At 43.9% G+C, this 19586-nt stretch carries 11 protein-coding genes; 7 read left to right on the top strand and 4 right to left on the bottom strand.

Annotated elements, in window-relative coordinates:
• Positions 1-379: 379 nt before the first annotated feature.
• Complete coding sequence (rho, locus tag A3860_RS02250; RefSeq protein ID WP_081144900.1) at positions 380-2068, top strand: transcription termination factor Rho; 1689 nt, start codon at positions 380-382, stop codon at positions 2066-2068.
• 77 nt (positions 2069-2145) lie between these two features.
• Positions 2146-2397 carry a CBU_0592 family membrane protein gene (locus A3860_RS02245; protein ID WP_081144899.1) on the top strand — a complete coding sequence of 84 codons (252 nt, stop codon included), beginning with the start codon at positions 2146-2148 and terminating at the stop codon, positions 2395-2397.
• A 49-nt stretch (positions 2398-2446) separates the two neighbouring features.
• Here A3860_RS02245 and A3860_RS02240 read toward each other — a convergent pair whose 3' ends face one another.
• From A3860_RS02240 to A3860_RS02230, 3 genes are all read right to left on the bottom strand, one after another.
• Complete coding sequence (locus A3860_RS02240; protein WP_081144898.1) at positions 2447-2683, bottom strand: 4a-hydroxytetrahydrobiopterin dehydratase; 237 nt, start codon at positions 2681-2683, stop codon at positions 2447-2449.
• A 195-nt stretch (positions 2684-2878) separates the two neighbouring features.
• Positions 2879-3313, bottom strand: a complete 435-nt coding sequence (locus A3860_RS02235; protein WP_081144897.1) for an IPExxxVDY family protein — start codon at positions 3311-3313, stop codon at positions 2879-2881.
• Between the two features lie 29 nt (positions 3314-3342).
• Positions 3343-5004: a M28 family peptidase gene (locus A3860_RS02230; protein WP_081144896.1), complete on the bottom strand. Its 1662-nt coding sequence runs from the start codon at positions 5002-5004 to the stop codon at positions 3343-3345.
• Positions 5005-5459: 455 nt separating this feature from the next.
• Between A3860_RS02230 and A3860_RS02225 the strand changes: the two genes are divergently transcribed.
• The 5 genes from A3860_RS02225 (at position 5460) to A3860_RS02205 (ending at position 18321) form a co-directional block, all read left to right on the top strand.
• Positions 5460-9236 carry a DEAD/DEAH box helicase gene (locus tag A3860_RS02225; protein ID WP_081144895.1) on the top strand — a complete coding sequence of 1259 codons (3777 nt, stop codon included), beginning with the start codon at positions 5460-5462 and terminating at the stop codon, positions 9234-9236.
• A gap of 220 nt (positions 9237-9456) precedes the next feature.
• On the top strand, positions 9457-12447 hold the full coding sequence (locus A3860_RS02220; protein ID WP_081144894.1) for an outer membrane beta-barrel protein: 2991 nt from the start codon (positions 9457-9459) through the stop codon (positions 12445-12447).
• A gap of 482 nt (positions 12448-12929) precedes the next feature.
• Entirely contained in the window at positions 12930-13493 is a 564-nt protein-coding gene (locus A3860_RS02215; protein ID WP_081144893.1) for a hypothetical protein, read from the top strand.
• Between the two features lie 111 nt (positions 13494-13604).
• Entirely contained in the window at positions 13605-16412 is a 2808-nt protein-coding gene (locus tag A3860_RS02210; protein ID WP_081144892.1) for an outer membrane beta-barrel family protein, read from the top strand.
• 91 nt (positions 16413-16503) lie between these two features.
• A complete protein-coding gene (locus A3860_RS02205) occupies positions 16504-18321 on the top strand; it encodes an alpha-amylase family glycosyl hydrolase (RefSeq protein ID WP_081144891.1) in 1818 nt (605 codons plus the stop codon).
• A 356-nt stretch (positions 18322-18677) separates the two neighbouring features.
• Here A3860_RS02205 and A3860_RS02200 read toward each other — a convergent pair whose 3' ends face one another.
• Complete coding sequence (locus A3860_RS02200; protein ID WP_081144890.1) at positions 18678-19469, bottom strand: GLPGLI family protein; 792 nt, start codon at positions 19467-19469, stop codon at positions 18678-18680.
• Positions 19470-19586 lie beyond the last annotated feature (117 nt).

The following is a 19586-nucleotide window of genomic DNA, read 5'->3' as shown; positions in this document are numbered from 1 at the left end:
CAATTCGACGAGGGTGGAATTGAATTTGCATAATCTTCATTAAGCCTGATAGTAGATCATTTCATTATAAGGTGCCGCAGCGAGAGAGAAAAGAAAAATGGAAGAACCCGAACCGGTCGTAAAAGGAACCCATAACCCTGTTTATACGCTCTCAGGGTCAAAAATGTGACAGAAAAGCGGGATCGAACCCAAAAATTTTTGCTTTTTGTAAATTTGGCGTATTATTGTGTTTGGAATAGGGCTGATAAGTCATACCCGATACTCACAAAGCTCATCAGTTATTCTTTTCCACGCATATAAACTCATTTCAATTTTTTCACGAATTTTCAACGAACAAAGTTTGCTCGTCTGATTAAGGTGTTAACTCACAAGTTATTTTATGTATGACATTTTGCAATTGAACGACATGCTCGTTCCAGAACTGTTAGATATTGCTGAACAGTTAAAAATACCCAACGCAAAAAAGTTAGATAAACAGGAACTAGTATATAAAATTCTCGATAAGCAGGCTGTAATGGCAAGTGCAGTAAAGAATGGTGCAGCTGATGATAAAGGTAAACGTAAAAGAGTAGTAAAAACTACTACTGCAAACGCAACAGAAGAAGCCGATGTAGTAAGTGGTGACGATAAACCAGTGCGTAAAGAAATGAAAAAAGAAGCCCCTAAAAAGAAGGTAATTGAGAAACCGGCGCCGCCTGTTAAGAAGGGCCGTAAAAAACCTGAGCCTGAAGAAGAAGAAGAGGAAGAACAAACCCCCATATTACCAGTGCTGATGAATGATGAAGGTGATGACGATGAGATCCCCGAAATGGCCGATCAGGATGAAGAAGACGAAGAAGAAACCGGCACAATGATAGCCCAGGAAAATGAGCGAATCATAGAGCCACAACCATCCGCAGAGCAACAACATAAATCATATCCCCATCGCCGCGAATCTGCCTTTAATATTGAGTTTGATGGCGTTATTATGGCAGAAGGTGTTTTGGAAATGATGCCCGATGGATATGGCTTTCTCCGCTCTTCAGATTATAACTACCTCTCTTCTCCCGATGATATTTATGTTTCCCCTTCACAAATAAAATTATTTGGCTTAAAAACCGGCGACACCATCTTTGGTGCTGTTCGTCCGCCCAAAGAAGGGGAAAAATATTTTGCCCTGTTGAAAGTAGAGACCATCAACGGTAAACAACCTGAAGATGTACGCGACCGGGTACCATTCGATTACCTTACACCACTGTTCCCATACGAAAAGTTGAACCTGTTCACTGTTCCCAATCAATACAGTACCCGTATCATGGACCTGTTTACACCCATTGGTAAGGGACAACGTGGATTGATCGTGGCGCAACCAAAAACAGGTAAAACCGTGTTGCTGAAAGAGGTGGCCAACGCCATTGCAGCCAATCACCCCGAATGTTATTTAATGGTGGTGCTGGTTGATGAGCGTCCTGAGGAGGTTACCGATATGGAACGCAGCGTACGCGCTGAGGTGATCGCCTCCACCTTCGATGAACCGGCCGAAAAACACGTAAAGGTTTCTACCATTGCTTTGCAAAAAGCAAAACGCCTGGTAGAGTGCGGTCATGATGTGGTGATCCTGTTAGACTCAATTACCCGTTTGGCCCGTGCGCACAACACCGTAGCACCTGCTTCAGGTAAAGTATTATCGGGTGGTGTGGAAGCGAATGCCATGCAAAAACCCAAACAATTCTTTGGTGCCGCCCGTAAAATTGAGAACGGCGGTTCCTTAACCATACTGGCTACCGCATTGATCGATACTGGTTCCAAAATGGATGAAGTTATCTTTGAAGAGTTCAAAGGTACCGGTAACATGGAATTACAGCTCGATCGCCGCCTGGCCAACCGCCGCGTATTCCCGGCCATTGACCTGGTAGCTTCTTCTACCCGCCGTGATGACCTGTTGCTCGAGCGCGATGTATTGCAACGGATGAACCTGTTGCGCGTATATCTCACAGATATGAATACCGAAGAAGCAATGAACGAATTGCTGAAGCGGATGCGCGGTACTAAAGACAACTATGAATTTTTAGCAAGCATGAACGGCTGAAGGCCACATGCCTCTAATCATACTAAAAAGCCATCTCGCTAAAACGAGATGGCTTTTTTAATTACTTACCTTTATGGATGCACCTGACTATTAACGATTGGATCGGTTTTATTGGCGTTTTTGGGATGCTGTTAGCCTATTTAATGAACCTGTTTGGCAAGATCTCGAAAGACAGTTTGATCTATATATTGCTAAATATGTTTGGAGGCGGATTGTCCTGTATGGCTTCCTGGCTTATCAATTACCTGCCTTTTGTAGTGTTGGAAGGCACCTGGACGCTGGTATCGCTGGTTGCCCTCATAAGATACTTCAGGGCCCGTTGGGTCTGAACGCCGGGAGCGCGTGTTCGCTCACCGTCGCAAAGTTGAAGGCGCCGGTTCATGCCTTTACCAGGGCATCAATTTTTTTCGCCAGCTGCCGGTCCTTATCAGTAACTACATTTCCGGCGCTGTGGGTGCTTAACCATACCTCCACCTGATTCCATACGTTGGTCCATAAGGGATGATGGTCCATCTTTTCTGCCTCCAGCGCCACGCGGGTCATAAAGGCAAATGCTTCGGAAAAGTTTTTGAACTCAAATTTCCGGTATAGTTTATTATCCTGTTCCTGCCACATATGAGTAAGTTATTTGGGTGAATGGTAAATGTTTCCGGCTTTTGGTGAGCCTGTTACAAGGTGCAAGTTACAGGGTCGTGATTTCAGGACGCTGAAATTATTGTGAGGCTCTCGAAAATTGAGCCTTGTACCCTGAAACTTGCAACTGCCCGGTAACCGGTACCTGGTAACCGGCAACAGTTATCATAATCTTTTTTAGAATATCAGGTGTCCTTTATTCTTGATCTTCTCATTCGTGAGTTCCATCACCAGCTGTACGCCACCGATGCTTTTCACCGAAGTCAGAATTTGCTGAAAGAACGCATCGGGTACGGTATCGCCTTTCATCAGCCATAAAAAATCAAGATGCCTGAATTCGGGCAACAGGTATTCGCCGTCGTACTGGTTATTATATAAATAATGTACCAGGCTGCTTACCGGTTCGCGGTACTCAAAGACCGAAAAATAATAGTTCCGCTTTTTTTTTTGCAGCTGTATCTCTATATCATTGTTTATGCGAAAGTCATAATGCAGTAAATGGTTCAGGTGCCAGCAAAACTGGTAACTTTTAAGGGGCGCCACAATACCGGCTAAACGGGTATTGTCGAAAAAATCATTGGCCAGATCATCAAAGTCGAGCTTAAGTTTCATGCCATTATATTGCCATAAAGGTATAAAACTTAAAATTCAACATTGCCTTCTTTCATTTCTTCGCCTCTTTTATACTTTACCGTGGTTTTATCGCCCTTATTGAACTTTCCCAGGGCCTGCATATAAGTCTCGAGCGAGCTGGTATTGAACGTTCCTAATTGTATAATAATATCCCCGGTTTGAATGCCTGCTTTTTGTGCGGGCCGTCCATCGCTTACCCCGTCAACCCGTACCCCGCTGCCCGAAAAAGTATAATCGGGCATAATACCCAGGGTAACATTGAAGCGTGCTGTGGTCGACATGGCCGGTTCGCGCGTTTTTTGAAAAGCCAGCTTTCCTTTGGTATTGGTAATGTCTACAAGGGCCTCAATGTATTTGATGATGAAAGCCTCACCGGTATAATTGATCTTGTTAGCATCATCAGTAGGTTTATGATAATCGCTGTGTATACCGGTAAAGAAGAATAACACCGGAATATCTTTTAAGTAGAAGGAAGTGTGATCGCTGGGGCCAATGCCACTTGAGTCGTACTTAGCGGTAAAATATTTTTGTTTGCTCAACGCAGAGAATACGCTGCCCCAGGCAGGCGAGGTGCCATAACCGCCAATGGTAACCACTTTGCTGGAATCGTTTAACCGGCCAACCATATCCATATTCACCATGTAGTTCACGCTTTGCAGGCTGATGGTAGGGTGTTCGGTAAAGTATTTGGAACCGAACAAACCCAGCTCTTCGCCCGAAAAAGCGATGAACACGTAATTGTTGTTTTTGTCTTTCGACAGCTTCAGCAGTTTTGCCAGTTCAATAAGGGCGGCTGTTCCGCTGGCGTTATCGTCGGCGCCATTATGGATCTGTTTTTCGCCGCTACCGCGCTCGCGCGGTAGCAGGCTATTGCCATCTTCACCATAGCCCAGGTGATCGTAATGCGCTCCAAACACGATCGTATTGGAGGCGCCGTTATTTATGATGCCAATGACGTTGTTGCCAGTCCTTTTTTTATCGCTGATCACTGTTTTTAAACGCAGGTCGAGGGTGGCCGCCTCATCGGCAAGGAATTGCTTGCAGGCTTTGGCTGTTAAATACACAACCGGTATGGCCAGCGGGCGGCTATTGTCCTTTCCATCAAATTGTAAATTATCGGCTATGCCCGAGCTGTTATATACAAATAAAGCGGTGGCGCCTTTTTCAGCAGCTTTGGAGGCAATTGATTTTATGGCATTGGTTAAATCAAAATGCGGGTTCTCCCTGTTATCCTCAATCACTTCTTTCAGATCGTTAAACCAGGGAACGCCTTTTTCTTTCAGTGCGGGCGATACGGCGGCTTCAAGGCTTGCAGTGGGGCAAAACACAAACGGAAAATACTCCTCATTTAATTTCAGTTCCCGATCATTTATGAACAACAACGTGGAAGCATTGACCTGCTTGCCATCGTAGATCTCAAATGGCTGTAGCCAGCCCTGATCACCTTTCGGTTCCAGGCCAGCCTGCTGAAATTGGGTGCTGATGTATTCGCGCGCCAGTTTTTCTCCGTTAGAACCGGCCCTGCGGCCTTCCAGCTTATCATCTGCCAGGTACGCAATGTGCGCCTGCAGGTTGGTAATCATAACTTTATCAGCTTTTTTCAATTTCTGTCCAACCGAAGAAAGGGAGGCGAATAACAGAACGATCAATAAACGCATGTACAGGTTCATTGTATTATTTTTCAGGCTTAGGTGCAAACAAAGTTATAATTAGACAAAGCCTATACCAATAATTGTTTATCATAAATTCCTGCAATTTGAGCCCGCGGGGCAATGGGTACGAAAAGTACTAATTAGCCGGCCGTTCAGGTTTGAGAGAAGAAAGAAATAATACTATTTTAACAGATTTCAGGTGGCCGGCATCCGTGGGAAAGTAATTAAGTAGAACCACCTAATTAAAACACATTTTTTAACCTTTTCCAACAAATACAAACCGGGTAAATGAACAAATTATTTTATTATCTGTTTATAATTGCCTGCTAACCGGATATTTCCGATATTGTTGTGCATCGACCCTCTATTATAATTTTGTTTCGGATCGCTTTTTTCTTTATAAGCTCGCCTTTTTTCCTTTACTTTTGCAGATTGCCCTTTTTTGATCGGCAAGAGGAAATTTAAATTTAAGCATGGCACTACCTCATCTTATTAAGTATGTGTATACCAATGGAACTGACGAAGTGATCCGTAGGGGAAAGAAGATACACGCCATCGGATATGTTGAACTGGTGGATTATGATGAACTCCTTGATTCTGTTACCTTCAGGGTGAAAGATGACAGCTATTCCACTTACTACAAAGTAAACATTCAGAAGTTTAAGGATTCGCGCACCCTTTCGGTACGCTGCGCCTGTCCATATAACCTGGGCGATATCTGCCGCCATGAAGCGGCCGCCCTTATTCAGCTGCAAGAAATGCTGGATAAAAATATGCTGAAGACCGAAAAGGTTGATTACGATCAGAAGCATACCGTGCTGAAGATGAAATTCATTGATCTGAAAACATTACGGTTGCTGTGCTCGCCCGAAACCTATACCGAAGCCGAAAAATACCTGCGCACTCAACGCGCAGATATAGAATTTGCGCAGGATGAAGTGGTAAAAGCTACGGTGACCATTGATGGCACTCCCTGGAAAGTGGTTATCCGCAAAAACGAAGAAAGGAATTTTGATACCAGTTGCAATTATGAAGACCGCCAGCATCCGCTTTGCCTGCCCAAGGTCATCGTTTTTCTGCAATTGCTGAATGGATATGGCCCCTACTATTTCGATACCATTCGTAACTGGGATAAAGAAAAAAATAAATTACTGGAAGCCTATGGTTATACGCTGAGCGATAACCTCGAAGGCAAGTTTGAATTTACCTATAAAGATGGCAAGCCGTTCCTGCGCGTGCTCGATGCATCGATCAAACGCATTTCACCACAGGATGCTTCGCGTTCAAAACCCAGGCCTGTAGTGGCTGAAGCCCCGGTGGCCACAGAAGAGGAAGCAACGGTTTCCGAAGCGGAAAAAACACCCGGTGTTTCACATCGTATAGGCGTGGTGTTTAATTTCAACCACGAAAATTATCCGGGTTTCTCCGTTGATGCCATTAGCGGCGAAATAAATGAAGAAGCCACGCATTTCACTGGTAAGGTTGAAAAGCTTGACCTCAGCAAGTTTGTGAATATTGATATATACAGTGAGAACGACAAACAAATGATTCCTCAGCTGCGTAAAATGCAGGACGTTGAGGTAACCAAATACCTTAACCGCAACTCGCCTTTCAGCGGCATCTGGGAAAACATCATTCATCATGAAGAAGATGACCTGCCCGAAGAAACAAAGGCCCTGATGGTAGAATACCTGCATCCCAAACTGAAGAAAATGTTTGCGGAAATTGCAGCCAATCCATTCGTGTTCTATCTCAATGGTAAAAAGCCTTTCAAAACCGATAACCTGCATACCGCCGGTATAGTAACAGACTATATTACGCCCTACTTTAAAGTAATTGCCGGTAAAAGCAATTATGAAATGGAATGCTGGGTAAAGCTGAATGGCCAGCAGGTGAATATCAGTGAGAATGCTATCAACAGCAGTTTACTTTTCTTTTACAACGATAATTTATTCCTGTGGGATAAACCCGAAGACGTAAGCCTGGTTACCCAGTTCCACGGAAAAGGAAAACTGGTTTATTCAAAAGCCGACTGGCCCGAGCAATTGCGTAAGATGGTATTACCACTCACCAAGGAATATCATGTTGAATTTGATGGCAGCCTGGTAAGTGAAGTAAAAGATGGCGACCCCGAAAAAAGAGTGGTGCTGCAGGAAAAAGGCGATTATCTCGTATTTCAACCATTGTTCTCGTATAAAGGGTTTGAAACAAAACCGGGTGGAAAAGATGAGCTGGTAATACCCGATACCGAAAGAGTAGTGATCGTTCACCGCAATAAGGAAAAGGAACTTCAGTTCATCAAAAAGCTTGAAGCGCTGCATTCAGGGTTCATTAGGCCCGAAGGCGGTCAGCAACTGGCGTTGAAAGGCAGTGATGTGCTGAAGAACAACTGGTTCTTTTTGTTTGTAGACGCCATGAAGGAACTGAAGATCCCGGTATTCGGGTTCGATGCATTGAAGAATTTCCGTTTCAATACGGCACGGCCGCAAACAAAGATCCATATCAGCAGCAATACCGATTGGTTCGATGCGCGGGTTGATATTGTGTTTGGCGATCAAAAGGTAACCATTGCCGATGTAAAGAAAGCGCTGGCCAACCGGCAACAGTTTGTACAACTGAACGACGGCACCCTGGGTATTTTACCCGAAGAGTGGATCAAAAAATACTCACTGCTGTTTCGTGTTGGCGAGGGTAAGCAAAACCAGTTGCGCCTGTCGAAATACCACATGAGCGTAATTGATGAGTTGTATGATAACCGCAGCGAAGAAGAGCTGGTGCTGAAGCTCGAAGAGAAATACGAACAATTAAAAAGCTTTAATAAAATACAGGAGATCCCGCTTCCTGAACACCTGAAGAGTGTGCTTAGGCCTTATCAGGAACACGGGTATCACTGGTTGCATTATCTCAGTGAAATAGGCTGGGGTGGCATTTTGGCCGATGATATGGGTTTGGGTAAAACCGTACAGGCATTATCGTACCTGAACTATTATCGCACCAGCCGGGGCAAATTGCGCGCATTGGTGGTTTGTCCAACCACGCTGATGTTCAACTGGGAGAATGAGATCAAGAAATTTACGCCTTCGCTTACCTATTATATTCACCATGGCGGTGAACGTACAAGGGGCAAGGAGCAGTTCATGAGTGCCGAGATCATTATCACCACCTATGGAACATTACGCAGCGATATAAAACTGCTGGTTGAAGTTCCGTTCGATTATGTGGTGCTCGATGAATCGCAGGCTATTAAAAACCCCACCAGCAAGGTTACCAAGGCTGCCTGTTTGTTACAATCGAAGAACAGGATATGCCTGAGTGGTACGCCACTGCAGAACAATACCTTCGACATTTTTGCCCAGATGAACTTTTTGAATCCGGGTATGTTGGGCAGCGTGGAGTTTTTCAGACAGGAATTTGCTATTCCTATCGATAAATTCGGCGAGGCCGACCGCAAAGACCATTTACGTAAATTATTATATCCGTTCATTCTGCGCAGAACAAAGGAACAGGTAGCAAAAGACCTGCCCGATAAAATAGAAACTATTCTGTTCTGCGAAATGGAATCGGAACAAATGGCCATTTATGATGCCTATCGCAACGATTTCCGCGATAAGATCATGGGCACCATTGAGCAGCAGGGTATACAACGTTCGCAATTGACCATTTTGCAGGGGTTGATGAAACTGCGTCAGATATGCGATTCGCCGGCCATCCTGAATGAAGCGGAAAAATTCCCCAATCATTCAATTAAACTCGAAGAGCTGGCCCGTGAGATCACGGAAAATATCAGTAACCATAAAGCGCTGGTGTTCTCCCAATTTCTCGGAATGCTGGCCCTCATCAAGGAAAAACTGAGAGAGCTGGAAGTTGATTTTGAATATTTCGACGGAAGCACATCAGCGATTGACCGCGAACGCGCCATTCAACGTTTTCAGAACGATGAAAACTGCCGCGTGTTCCTGATCTCCCTTAAGGCCGGGGGCGTGGGTTTGAACCTCACTGCTGCCGACTATGTGTATATTGTTGATCCCTGGTGGAACCCCGCGGTTGAGCAGCAGGCCATTGACCGTACGCATCGTATTGGGCAAACGAAGAACATCTTTGCTTATCGCATGATCTGTAAAGACACCATTGAAGACAAGATCCTGCAGTTACAGGATAAAAAACGTTTGTTGGCCAAGGACCTGATCACCGACGATGAAGGATTTGTTAAGTCGCTGACAAGAGAAGATGTGGAATACCTCTTCAGTTAATCGTTAATAACCTGGTTTACATCGACAGTTGTCGAAAATTTATATATAGAAAGTGTGCCACGATACGCCTTCAAAAGCGCCGTATCGTGGCATATTTTTTTGGGCAGTACAGGTAAAACTTATCCTGACGATAAAACTTTTAAGGTCATAATTTGTTCACACAAGTTTAGCGGCGGGGTGGCGTCTAAAAGTTTATATCTCTAACGTTCATTAACCATACATGAAAAAGATTTTTACCCTGTTCATTATCATCTTTGCATTTGCCACTGCTGGTTTTGCCCAAAAAAGGGTTTCGGGCAGCATTCAGGGTAAATTATATGATACGCTTTATAAAGAGACCCTCGTTGATGCCACTGTTACGGTTTTGCATGCAACCGATTCAACCGTAATAACTTATACCCTGGTTAATTCTAAGGGTGAATTTCAGATCAACAACCTCGATGCCGGTACCTACCGCCTCATGATCACCTACCAGGGTTACGTTCCCAAATACAGGCGGTTTACTATTTCGGCTGATTCCCCGGCTATTCATTTTGGCACCATATTAATGGATAAGAAAAACAGTATGTTGCAGGAAGTGATTGTGGAAGCGCCGCCTATACAGGTAAAAAAAGATACAGTTGAATACCGGGCCGATGCCTTTAAAACAAAACCAAATTCCACGGCAGAAGACCTGTTAAAAAAATTGCCGGGCGTGCAGGTTGATAAAGATGGGAATGTAAAGGCACAGGGCGAGGATATACAAAAAGTATATGTTGACGGAAAAGAGTTTTTTGGAACCGATCCCAAACTGGCCACCAGAAATATTACCGCCGACATGATTGAATCGGTGCAGGTATTTGATGATATGAGTGACCAGGCCAAATTCACCCGTATTGATGATGGCAGCCGTTCAAAAACGCTGAATATTAAATTAAAGAAGGATAAGCGTAAAGGTTATTTCGGCCGTTTTATCGCCGGTTATGGCGACAATGACCGCTACCAGGCCAGCGCCATGTTTAACAAGTTCGATAACGATCGCCGCATATCCATTCTCGCCGGTTCAAACAATTTGAATAAATCAAGCTTTTCATTTAATGATATTGTATCCAACATGGGTGGTTTTGGTTCACGCGGCCAGGGCGGTAGTGGTGGTGGCGGCGGTTTTAGCGGCGGCGGTGGTGGTGGTAACCGTGGTGGCGGCGGTAATCGCGTCGGTGGCGGCGGAAGTTCCGGCTTCAGCAGTTTCGGCAGCAGCAATACCGGCATAACGAAAGCAACCAATGTTGGCATAAACTATACCGATAAATGGGGCAGTAAAGTTGATGTTACCGGCAGCTATTTCTTTTCAAACAGCGAGAATCGTAAAGATCAGCAAAGCCTTACCCAGCAGCTGTTATTAAATGATTCATCGACGTTGAAGAGTGAAGACATGCATTCCACTACTCAAAACCAGAATCACCGGTTCAATTTGCGGTTTGAATATTATATCGATTCCATGAACTCCCTGTTGTATACCCCCAACCTGGTTATACAACATTCTGATTCTTATACTTACGATACCTTATTTACCCACTCCATTAAAACAATAGATTATTTAGCCAATGAGGGAAAAAGCATTAACAGCAATGTACGCGATGGCATAACGTTGAACAATAATTTATTGTACCGCCGCAGGTTTCATAAAACGGGTCGCACATTGACCATTGGTTTTAATAACAGCATAAATAATAGTACTGGCAACGGCACTACGCAATCGCCGTTGAAGTTTTATGATTCTACAGGCAGGTTATTAAGTACAATAAACCAGGACTATAAGTCATCTCAAAAAACAAGATCGAGTAGCAACATTGTAAGTACTTCTTATACTGAACCCATTGGTAATAATAAGATCATTGAACTGAATTATGCTTATACCAACAAGCACACTACCAGCGATCGAAATGCCTTTAATTATAGTGCAGTTTCGTTGAAGTATGATTCAATTAACAAGGCCCAGACCAATTATTTTGAAAATGATTTCATCGCCCATAGGGCAGGAGCCAATTTTCGTGTTCAAAATAAATTGTATGGCTGGCAGTTAGGCGCTGCTGTTGAGTATTCTGAATTGAACAACCATAGTATACGGGCATTGACCGGAAAGGATAGCACCGTGAAACAGGATTTCGTTAACTTTTTTCCAACAGCCAATTTCAATTATGCTTTCAGCCGTTCAAAGAATTTACGGGTGTTTTACCGGGGAAGAACCAATCAGCCCTCCATATCACAATTGCAAGACGCGCCTGACCCAACGAATATCTTAAACGTTACTAATGGTAATCCATCATTGAAGCAGGAATTCGCCCATAATGTGAACATCAATTACAATACATTCGATGCGGTGAGCTTTCGGTTTTTATCGGTTAATATTAACCTGAATAAAACGCAGAACCAGATCGTGAATAGTGTAGATAGCCTTCGCCCTGCTTTACAAAAAAAGCTGGGTATTGATACTTCAGTGCGGGGCGCGCAATACACCGTTCCTGTGAACCTGAACGGTTCGTTCAGTACCTCGTCGTTTGTAACGCTGGGTTTTCCGTTGAAGGGAAGAATGAAAGGAAGCAGCCTGAACTTTAATAACAATATCACTTATAACCGTGATATCAGCCTCCTTTATCAAAAGCAAAATATAACCAACACATTTGTGGTTACTCAAACTGCCGGCATTAATCTGGATATCAAAGAGGCATTGATCGTGGGACTTAATGCCAGCGTTGCATATAATAATGTAAGGTATACACTGCAGCCGTCGCTCAACGATGATTACTACACGCAAACCTACTCGGCTGATATAAGCTATACTTTTTTGAAAAGCCTGGTTTTTTCAACCGACTTTGATTACTATATAAATACAGGCCGGGCAAATGGATATAACCAAAGTATTCCATTATGGAATACAAGCCTTGCCTACGAAATATTCAAGAAGAAGAACGGCGAGTTGAAGTTCTCGGTGAACGACCTGTTGAACCAGAACCAGAGTATTGCCCGTACGGTGAGCAGCACCTCTATTGTAGATACCCGGTCTACGGTATTGAAGCGTTATTTTATGCTCACCTTTACCTACAACCTGAACCGCGCCGGCAATCAAAAACGCCAGGGACCCAGGCTACCGCGTAACATTGAACGGCAAATGGACCGCCAGATGAATAATGGCGGGCCTATGGGCAATATGCCGCCGCCGGGTGGTAGTTAATGAAACAATCAATCAGTATTTATAAATGGAGGCCCCCGGTTCAGTCGGGGGCTTTTTATTGGCTAATGAACAAAAAAAATCCCCTCCCGGGTAAGCGGGAAGGGCTCAGCACATACTAATGTGGTTTCAGAGGTAAGTGCTAATCGATATAAGTATAAATACTAATTATTAATGGAATTTTCTTCTCACCGGAGCAGGTGTACTGATAGGAGAATTTCCGAGCATTATTACTGCTAACAAACTTTTAACAAATCGGATGATGTTGGATGATGGGCGGTAGATGGTCTTGTGGATCTTCGCACGGTGCACATCATAGTACATTGGATTCTTTTCCATGGTATTGAATTAATTAGTGAATGAAATGAATAGGCCTCCCTTTGTAACGGTGAAAGGCATTTTTTTATTGTGTTGAGGTGAATTTAATATTTCCCGGTATTAAAGCAATCCGGATTTTGTTATTTTTCCATTCCAAACCCTGTAATATGTGCAAAGTAACCCCGTTTTTACTGGCTTTGTTAATAAGCCTGGGCGCCGGTGCACAAAGCGTTTTTACCAATAGTACCAATGCCGCCCTGAAAATGGTGATAGAAGACTATCCCAACCACTTCAGCAATATAAAAGGCGATCGTATTTCAACTTATGAACCAGCCATAAATTATAAATCAAAGGTGATCATTCCGGGAGCGGTGAACTGCATGCTTACCGAGTACAAAACATATGAAACCTTTAAGTGGGACTGCGAGTTGTTTTCATCGGCCGACTTTCAAAAAGCAAAGGCCCGGTTCAGCGATCTGTATAGCGAAATTCACAATACCATAATCAAGCTCGATGGGCAAAAGCCAGTCATTTTGAACGGCCAGTTTGAAACCCCCGAAAAGGACAGAAAACAAACTACTATATACTTTCACTTTTTGCCCGGCACCGGTATTATCCAAAAATTACATGTTGAAATGCAATTAAGATCGGAAGAGGGGGTTTACAAGATCATTTTGCAGGTTTACGAGGAAACGCCCGGTGGTACTTTCAATATGCAGACGATGGTATAAAAAGTATAAACATTAACCTTCATTAACATTAAACCAACCTCGCTTAACCTTCATTGCCAGTATGTAAGAATATTTTCGTAGTGACTTTACAAACACGAAAATATAACTGGTATGAAGAAGATCTGCCTGCTGATCGTTACCTGCTTCCTGTATTCACTGGCAATGGCCCAAAAGAACGGCCAGGTTAAGGGCATTGCGTTTGACACCCTCTCAAAACAGGCGCTTGTATCGGCCACGGTTACCCTGTTACAAAAAAAAGATTCTTCGCTGGTAGCTTTTACCATGACCAATAGCCAGGGGCAATTTGAAATAACCGGTTTGCCCAACGGCGAGTACCGCCTGTTGATAACCCATGTAAACTATCATAACTCCAGTAAATTTTTTACCATTGACGATGCCCGTAAACAGGTAAACCTGGGCAATATAATCATGAACGATGTTACCCGCGTGTTGAGCGAAGTGGTGGTAACAGCCGAAGCACCGCCGGTGACTTTACTCGATGATACCATACAATACAATGCCGGTTCTTTTAAAACCATACCCAATGCCACCGTAGAACAATTGCTGAAGAAAATGCCGGGCATTAAAGTAGAAAAAGACGGCACGGTTAAAGCACAGGGCCAGGAAGTAAAGAAAGTGCTGGTTGACGGAAAGGAGTTCTTTGGCAACGATCCCAAAATAGCAACCCGCAACCTGCCCGCCGATGCGGTTGATAAAGTGCAGGTATACGATAAAATGAGCGATCAGGCACAGCTCACCGGTTTTGATGATGGCAACAGTGAAAAGACCATCAACCTGAAATTAAAGAAAGACAAGAAGAAAGGAATGTTTGGAAAAGTGAATGCGGGTGGCGGTACCAACGACCGGTATGAAGGCAGGTTTAATGTGAATTCGTTTAAAGGCGCCCGCCAGTTTTCGGTGATCGGTATGGGCAACAACACCAATTCGGAAGGTTTTTCTTTCATGGACATGTTGAATTTTAATGGTGGCCTTAACAGCATGCAACAAAGTGGCGGTGGTCTTGAAATAAATATCAAAAACGATGGAAACAATAGCCAGAACGATAACAGCAATGGCATAAGGAGCATTTGGGGCGGCGGGTTTAATTACAACAACCTCATTGGCAACAAAACCAATTTTACCAGCAACTATTTTTACAACCGGTATAACCCCAACACAGAGAGCCACATTCACCGGCAATATTTTTTACCCGATTCATCTTACTATTATAACCAGAATGCTTTTACAAAAAATCTCAACAACACCCATAAGCTCAACCTGGGCGCCGATATACAACTCGATTCTTTTCATTCTATAAAAATATCGCCTTCCATAGGCTATCAGCAAACAGGCAATGCTACCCTTAGCGATTATAATATGCAGTCGCTGACCCAACAGCTTGGTACCAGTGGTACCAGCAACAATGAAACAAATAGCCATGGATATAACTTTCGCAACGATTTGTTGTTCCGCAAAAAATTCAGGCGTGGCGGCAGAACGCTTTCTTTAAGCCTGCAAAATAACTGGAATGCCAGTGACGGCGATGGCAGTTTGATCTCCACAAACACCTACCGCAATCCCCTGGGTACGGTTATAAGGACCGATTCCATCAATCAACGAAATAGCAACAGCAGCGACCTGAACAGTTATACGGGCCGGCTGGTATATACCGAACCCATTTTCAAAAGATCGTTGCTCGAGTTTAGCCTGGCTAAAAGCAACAGTAAAAGCACGGCAACGAAAACAACCTACGACTATAATAAAATTAGCGGCCAATTCGATCAGCTGAACGACCGGCTCACCAACGATTATGAAAACACATATGGTTACAATTCAGCCGGTATTCGCTGGCGCATGCAACAACGAAAATTCAATGCATCGGCCGGCGTGAACTGGCAACAGGCAGAGCTGGAAGGCAGGATCGCGATGACTGGAAAAGATTCCCTCATTAGTAAAACATTTTATAACCTGTTACCCAACGCCCGGCTGCAATATAATTTTACCAAATACCGTACGCTTCGGTTGAATTATACCACCAGCACCAACCAACCAACCGTTTCTCAATTACAACCAGTGCCCGATAACAGCGATCCGTTGAATATAAAAGCGGGGAATGCCGATCTTAAACAGGAACTAACGCATACCGTGCAGCTGAACTTTTTTTCAGTGAACCCTTTTAAGAACAAGAACCTGTTTGCGTTCCTTAATCTGCGACGAACCGATAACAAGATCGTTGATTATGGTACCATTGATTCAGTAGGCGTAAAAACCACCCGGCCGGTAAATGTGGATGGCGCCTATGATATAACCAGTTCCTTCAACCTGGGTTTACCCCTTCGAATTTTGAAAGGAACGGTGAACTTCGGCATCAATGAAAGCTATACAAAGAATAAAACGTTTATCAACAGGGCTGAAAATATGATCAATACATTGAACATTGGCCCCGACGTACGTTTTGAAATAAATGCTACAGAAAAGCTGGATGTATCATTGACAGCCGGCATTAATTATTACAAAACCCAATACAGTTTACAGCAATCATTAAATACAGAATACCTGAATCAGCAATACAGTACTGAGTTAAACTGGCAGTTACCGAAGCGTTTTTTCTTTAATACAGAATTTACCTATTCAATCAACAGCCAGCGTGCCAGCGGGTATAATGCAAAGGTGCCGTTATGGAATGCTTTCATCAGCAAACAATGCTTACGGTTTAACCGCGGCGAAATAAAACTGTCAGCATTTGATCTGTTGAAACAGAATGTGGGCATAAGCCGTAATGCCAGTCAAAACTATATTGAAGACAAACGGGTGAAGAACCTGCAACGCTTTTTTCTGTTGAGCTTTACCTATAGCCTTACAAAGAACGCGTTAAGCGCACCTGGCCAGGAAGGCGGCATACAAATCATTAAAAGATAGCATGCGGGAGCTATAATCCTTGCCAGGCGGCCATTCAGGACATGGTAGCAAAATTGCATAGGTGGTATTGAAATCCACAAACAATACTACAATGTCAAGAAAAAGCGCTGCCCTGGCGGCACCTGCAACCCACGTAGAAGGAATGGGTTCCATTCCGCATGAAAATGGCGTATTCTTCAGGGTTTGGGCCCCCCATGCCAAAAAAATATTTGTTACCGGTGAATTCAATAATTGGGCAAAAACAAAACACCCCATGACCCATGAAGGCAATGGTTATTGGGGGTTGAATGTTCCGGAAGCTGCTGTCAGCAACCAGTATAAATATATTTTACATACCGATGTGGGCGAGCTTTACCGCAACGATCCCTACGCCCGGGGAGTAACCAATTCAGCAGGCAACTCCATTATTGCCGATCCGCATTTCGACTGGACCGATCACGATTTTCAAATGCCATCCTGGAATGAGCTGGTCATTTATGAATTGCATATAGGAACTTTTAATGTAAGGGAAGATGGGCGTCCCGGAACTTTTGAAAGTGCAAAGCAACGGTTGGGCTATTTAAAAGCGCTGGGAGTGAATGCCCTTGAAATAATGCCCGCTTCCGAATTTCCCGGCGGCTTTTCGTGGGGGTACGATCTCTCGCATCCTTTTGCCATTGAAACTGATTATGGGGGTATACGCGGATTTAAAGAGCTGATAAACGCTGCACATGAACTGGGCATTGCCGTTATACTCGACGTGGTGTATAATCATTTTGGCCCGGCAGACCTTGACCTGTGGAAGTTTGACGGCTGGAGTGAGAATGACCTTGGCGGTATTTACTTCTACCAGGACTGGCGGGCCGAAACGCCCTGGGGCCATACGCGACCCGATTATGGACGGCCCGAAGTAAGACAGTATTTGCGCGATAACGCTCTGATGTGGCTGGAAGATTATCATATCGACGGACTGCGTACCGATGCCCTGTTATTTGTTCGGAACGTGCATGGCAAGAATACACCTGAAGCCGACCTGCCCGATGGCTGGTCATTAATGAGGTGGATAAATGAAGAAGTGCAAAAGCGGTATCCCTGGAAGATCCTGATAGCCGAAGACCTGCAAAACAATGAATGGATCACCAAAAAAACGCAGGATAATGGGGAAGGGTTTAACACGCAATGGGATCCCTCATTTACATTTAATGTACGGGATGTATTGAAAGTGACTGAAGATGCCCACCGCGATATGAGCAAAATTCAAAACGCAATTACCCATTGTTTCAATGGCGATGCCTTTCAACGGGTGATCTATACCGAATCGCACGACGATGTGGCAAATGGTAAAACTCGTGTGCCCGAAGAAATAGCACCCGATGATGCGCAGGGCTGGTTTGCCAAAAAAAGATCGGTGTTGGGTGCCGTAATGATTTTTACCTGTGCCGGTATCCCCATGTTATTTCAGGGGCAGGAATTTGTTGAAGATGGCTGGTTCGATGCAAAAAATCCGCTCGACTGGTCGAAGTTCTCCTCCTTAAAAGGTATTGCCCGGCTTTACCGCGATTGCATTGGCCTGCGCCGTAACCTCGATGGATTAACCAAAGGGCTTTCGGGCCAACATACCCGCATCATTCATGTAAACAATGAAGAAAAAATAATAGCCTATCATCGCTGGAACGAAGGCGGACCTAAAGACAGTACCATTGTGGTATTGAATTTTGCCAATAAAGAACATAAGAATTATGTAATAGGAATGCCAGAGGAAGGAGTTTGGAAAGTTCGTTTCAACAGCGATTGGAAAGGATATGATCCAACTTTCACCGATTCACCCGCTCTGGAAATCGAAACATTTGAAAGCAAAAAAGACGATCAGGAATTTAGCGCTGCCATTAACCTGGGGCCATATAACGCCTTGATACTTTCACGTGATTAAAAAATGAAGGGCCGGATAGACATCCAGCCCCGTATTAATCCAATATCCTATGAAAAACCACTTTGAAATTACCATCAAAAATTCATAAAATCTATGACCACCATCACACAAACACTTGTTTAGCGATTTCTTGATTTGCGCTAACTTTTTTCATGTTGATCAACAAAAACAACCCGTACTACCGGGTTAGAAAAATAAAAAAGGCCGGATAGAAATCCAGCCCGTGTTAATCCAATATCCTATGAAAAACCACTCTGAAATTAGAATGAATCTTTCAAATATTTTATGACGGCCATCATCAAGTTTAATGATTTTGACAATGGTTCTAAAGGTTATCCATTATGCGATGCATACAACTAATTGCTCATGTGCATAACTCTTCGGCCACTTCCATTACGCTGCATCTCTTCCATCATTTTTTCACGTTCTTTTGTAAATTCTTCTGCCGTAACTTTTTTCCCCTTTTTGGGTTCTTTAATGCTGGCGATGTCACCTTTAGTGGAAACTTCTATGGCTTTGTAAGTAGTGTTACCGTTAATATCAATCTCCAGGATCAAACCGGGTAACTGGCCTGCATAGTCTGGCCCCGCCGGTACCGGAACAGCCGGTGCAAACCAAACGATCACCTTACTTGTATCGGGCATCTCTTTTCTGCTCATATTACCATTCTCCATCGATATCATGCTGCGTTTGCCAATCTTTGTTGTAGTGGCTTGCTGGCAGGTATAACCCAGCAAATTCCTGGTTTCGCCGGTTAATTTCCAATTTCCTTTACCAATACTATCGGTGATGAGGTATTGTTTGGTGGCAAATTCCCGTTGTTCAACTTTACGGCCTTCGGCAAAATTCAGCCAGGTAATATCATCGTCGCCCATGCCAAAAGTGCGTATCTGAATACCGTTCTCATTGCCAGGGAGATCATTGGCCGTATTATCTACTACCTGCCGGCGCAACATCTGGTTATTTCCGAACAGTACTTCCATTTTGATAACGATCCGGGGCGGTGGCGGCATGCCTTCGGGGGCGCCATTACCAGCCATCCTGATCTGCATTTGCGGGGTAAATTCATATACTGCGCGTCCGGCTTGCTGCTGGGCCTGAATTGGCGTTACCATGAATAAACCGGCCAAAAAATATATCGCTTTCATACGTATTTTATTTGTTTCAAAACTATTACAGCTCACAACGGTAACAGGTTAATGCACCTTGGTTTAATGTTAATTAAGGTTAATGGTATTGGCCCGGCCGGTATTATTCGGCTACTT

Source organism: Niastella vici (genome assembly GCF_002077945.1).
GTDB classification, from domain to species: domain Bacteria; phylum Bacteroidota; class Bacteroidia; order Chitinophagales; family Chitinophagaceae; genus Niastella; species Niastella vici.
This window is presented reverse-complemented; position numbering and strand designations above follow the sequence as displayed.

Excerpts from the sequence above, each read along its gene's own strand:
- rho (WP_081144900.1), top strand. The coding sequence starts at position 380 with ATGTATGACATTTTGCAATTGAACGACATGCTCGTTCCAGAACTGTTA.
- A3860_RS02245 (WP_081144899.1), top strand. The coding sequence starts at position 2,146 with ATGCACCTGACTATTAACGATTGGATCGGTTTTATTGGCGTTTTTGGG.
- A3860_RS02240 (WP_081144898.1), bottom strand. The coding sequence starts at position 2,683 with ATGTGGCAGGAACAGGATAATAAACTATACCGGAAATTTGAGTTCAAA.
- A3860_RS02235 (WP_081144897.1), bottom strand. The coding sequence starts at position 3,313 with ATGAAACTTAAGCTCGACTTTGATGATCTGGCCAATGATTTTTTCGAC.
- A3860_RS02230 (WP_081144896.1), bottom strand. The coding sequence starts at position 5,004 with ATGAACCTGTACATGCGTTTATTGATCGTTCTGTTATTCGCCTCCCTT.
- A3860_RS02225 (WP_081144895.1), top strand. The coding sequence starts at position 5,460 with ATGGCACTACCTCATCTTATTAAGTATGTGTATACCAATGGAACTGAC.
- A3860_RS02220 (WP_081144894.1), top strand. The coding sequence starts at position 9,457 with ATGAAAAAGATTTTTACCCTGTTCATTATCATCTTTGCATTTGCCACT.
- A3860_RS02215 (WP_081144893.1), top strand. The coding sequence starts at position 12,930 with ATGTGCAAAGTAACCCCGTTTTTACTGGCTTTGTTAATAAGCCTGGGC.
- A3860_RS02210 (WP_081144892.1), top strand. The coding sequence starts at position 13,605 with ATGAAGAAGATCTGCCTGCTGATCGTTACCTGCTTCCTGTATTCACTG.
- A3860_RS02205 (WP_081144891.1), top strand. The coding sequence starts at position 16,504 with ATGTCAAGAAAAAGCGCTGCCCTGGCGGCACCTGCAACCCACGTAGAA.
- A3860_RS02200 (WP_081144890.1), bottom strand. The coding sequence starts at position 19,469 with ATGAAAGCGATATATTTTTTGGCCGGTTTATTCATGGTAACGCCAATT.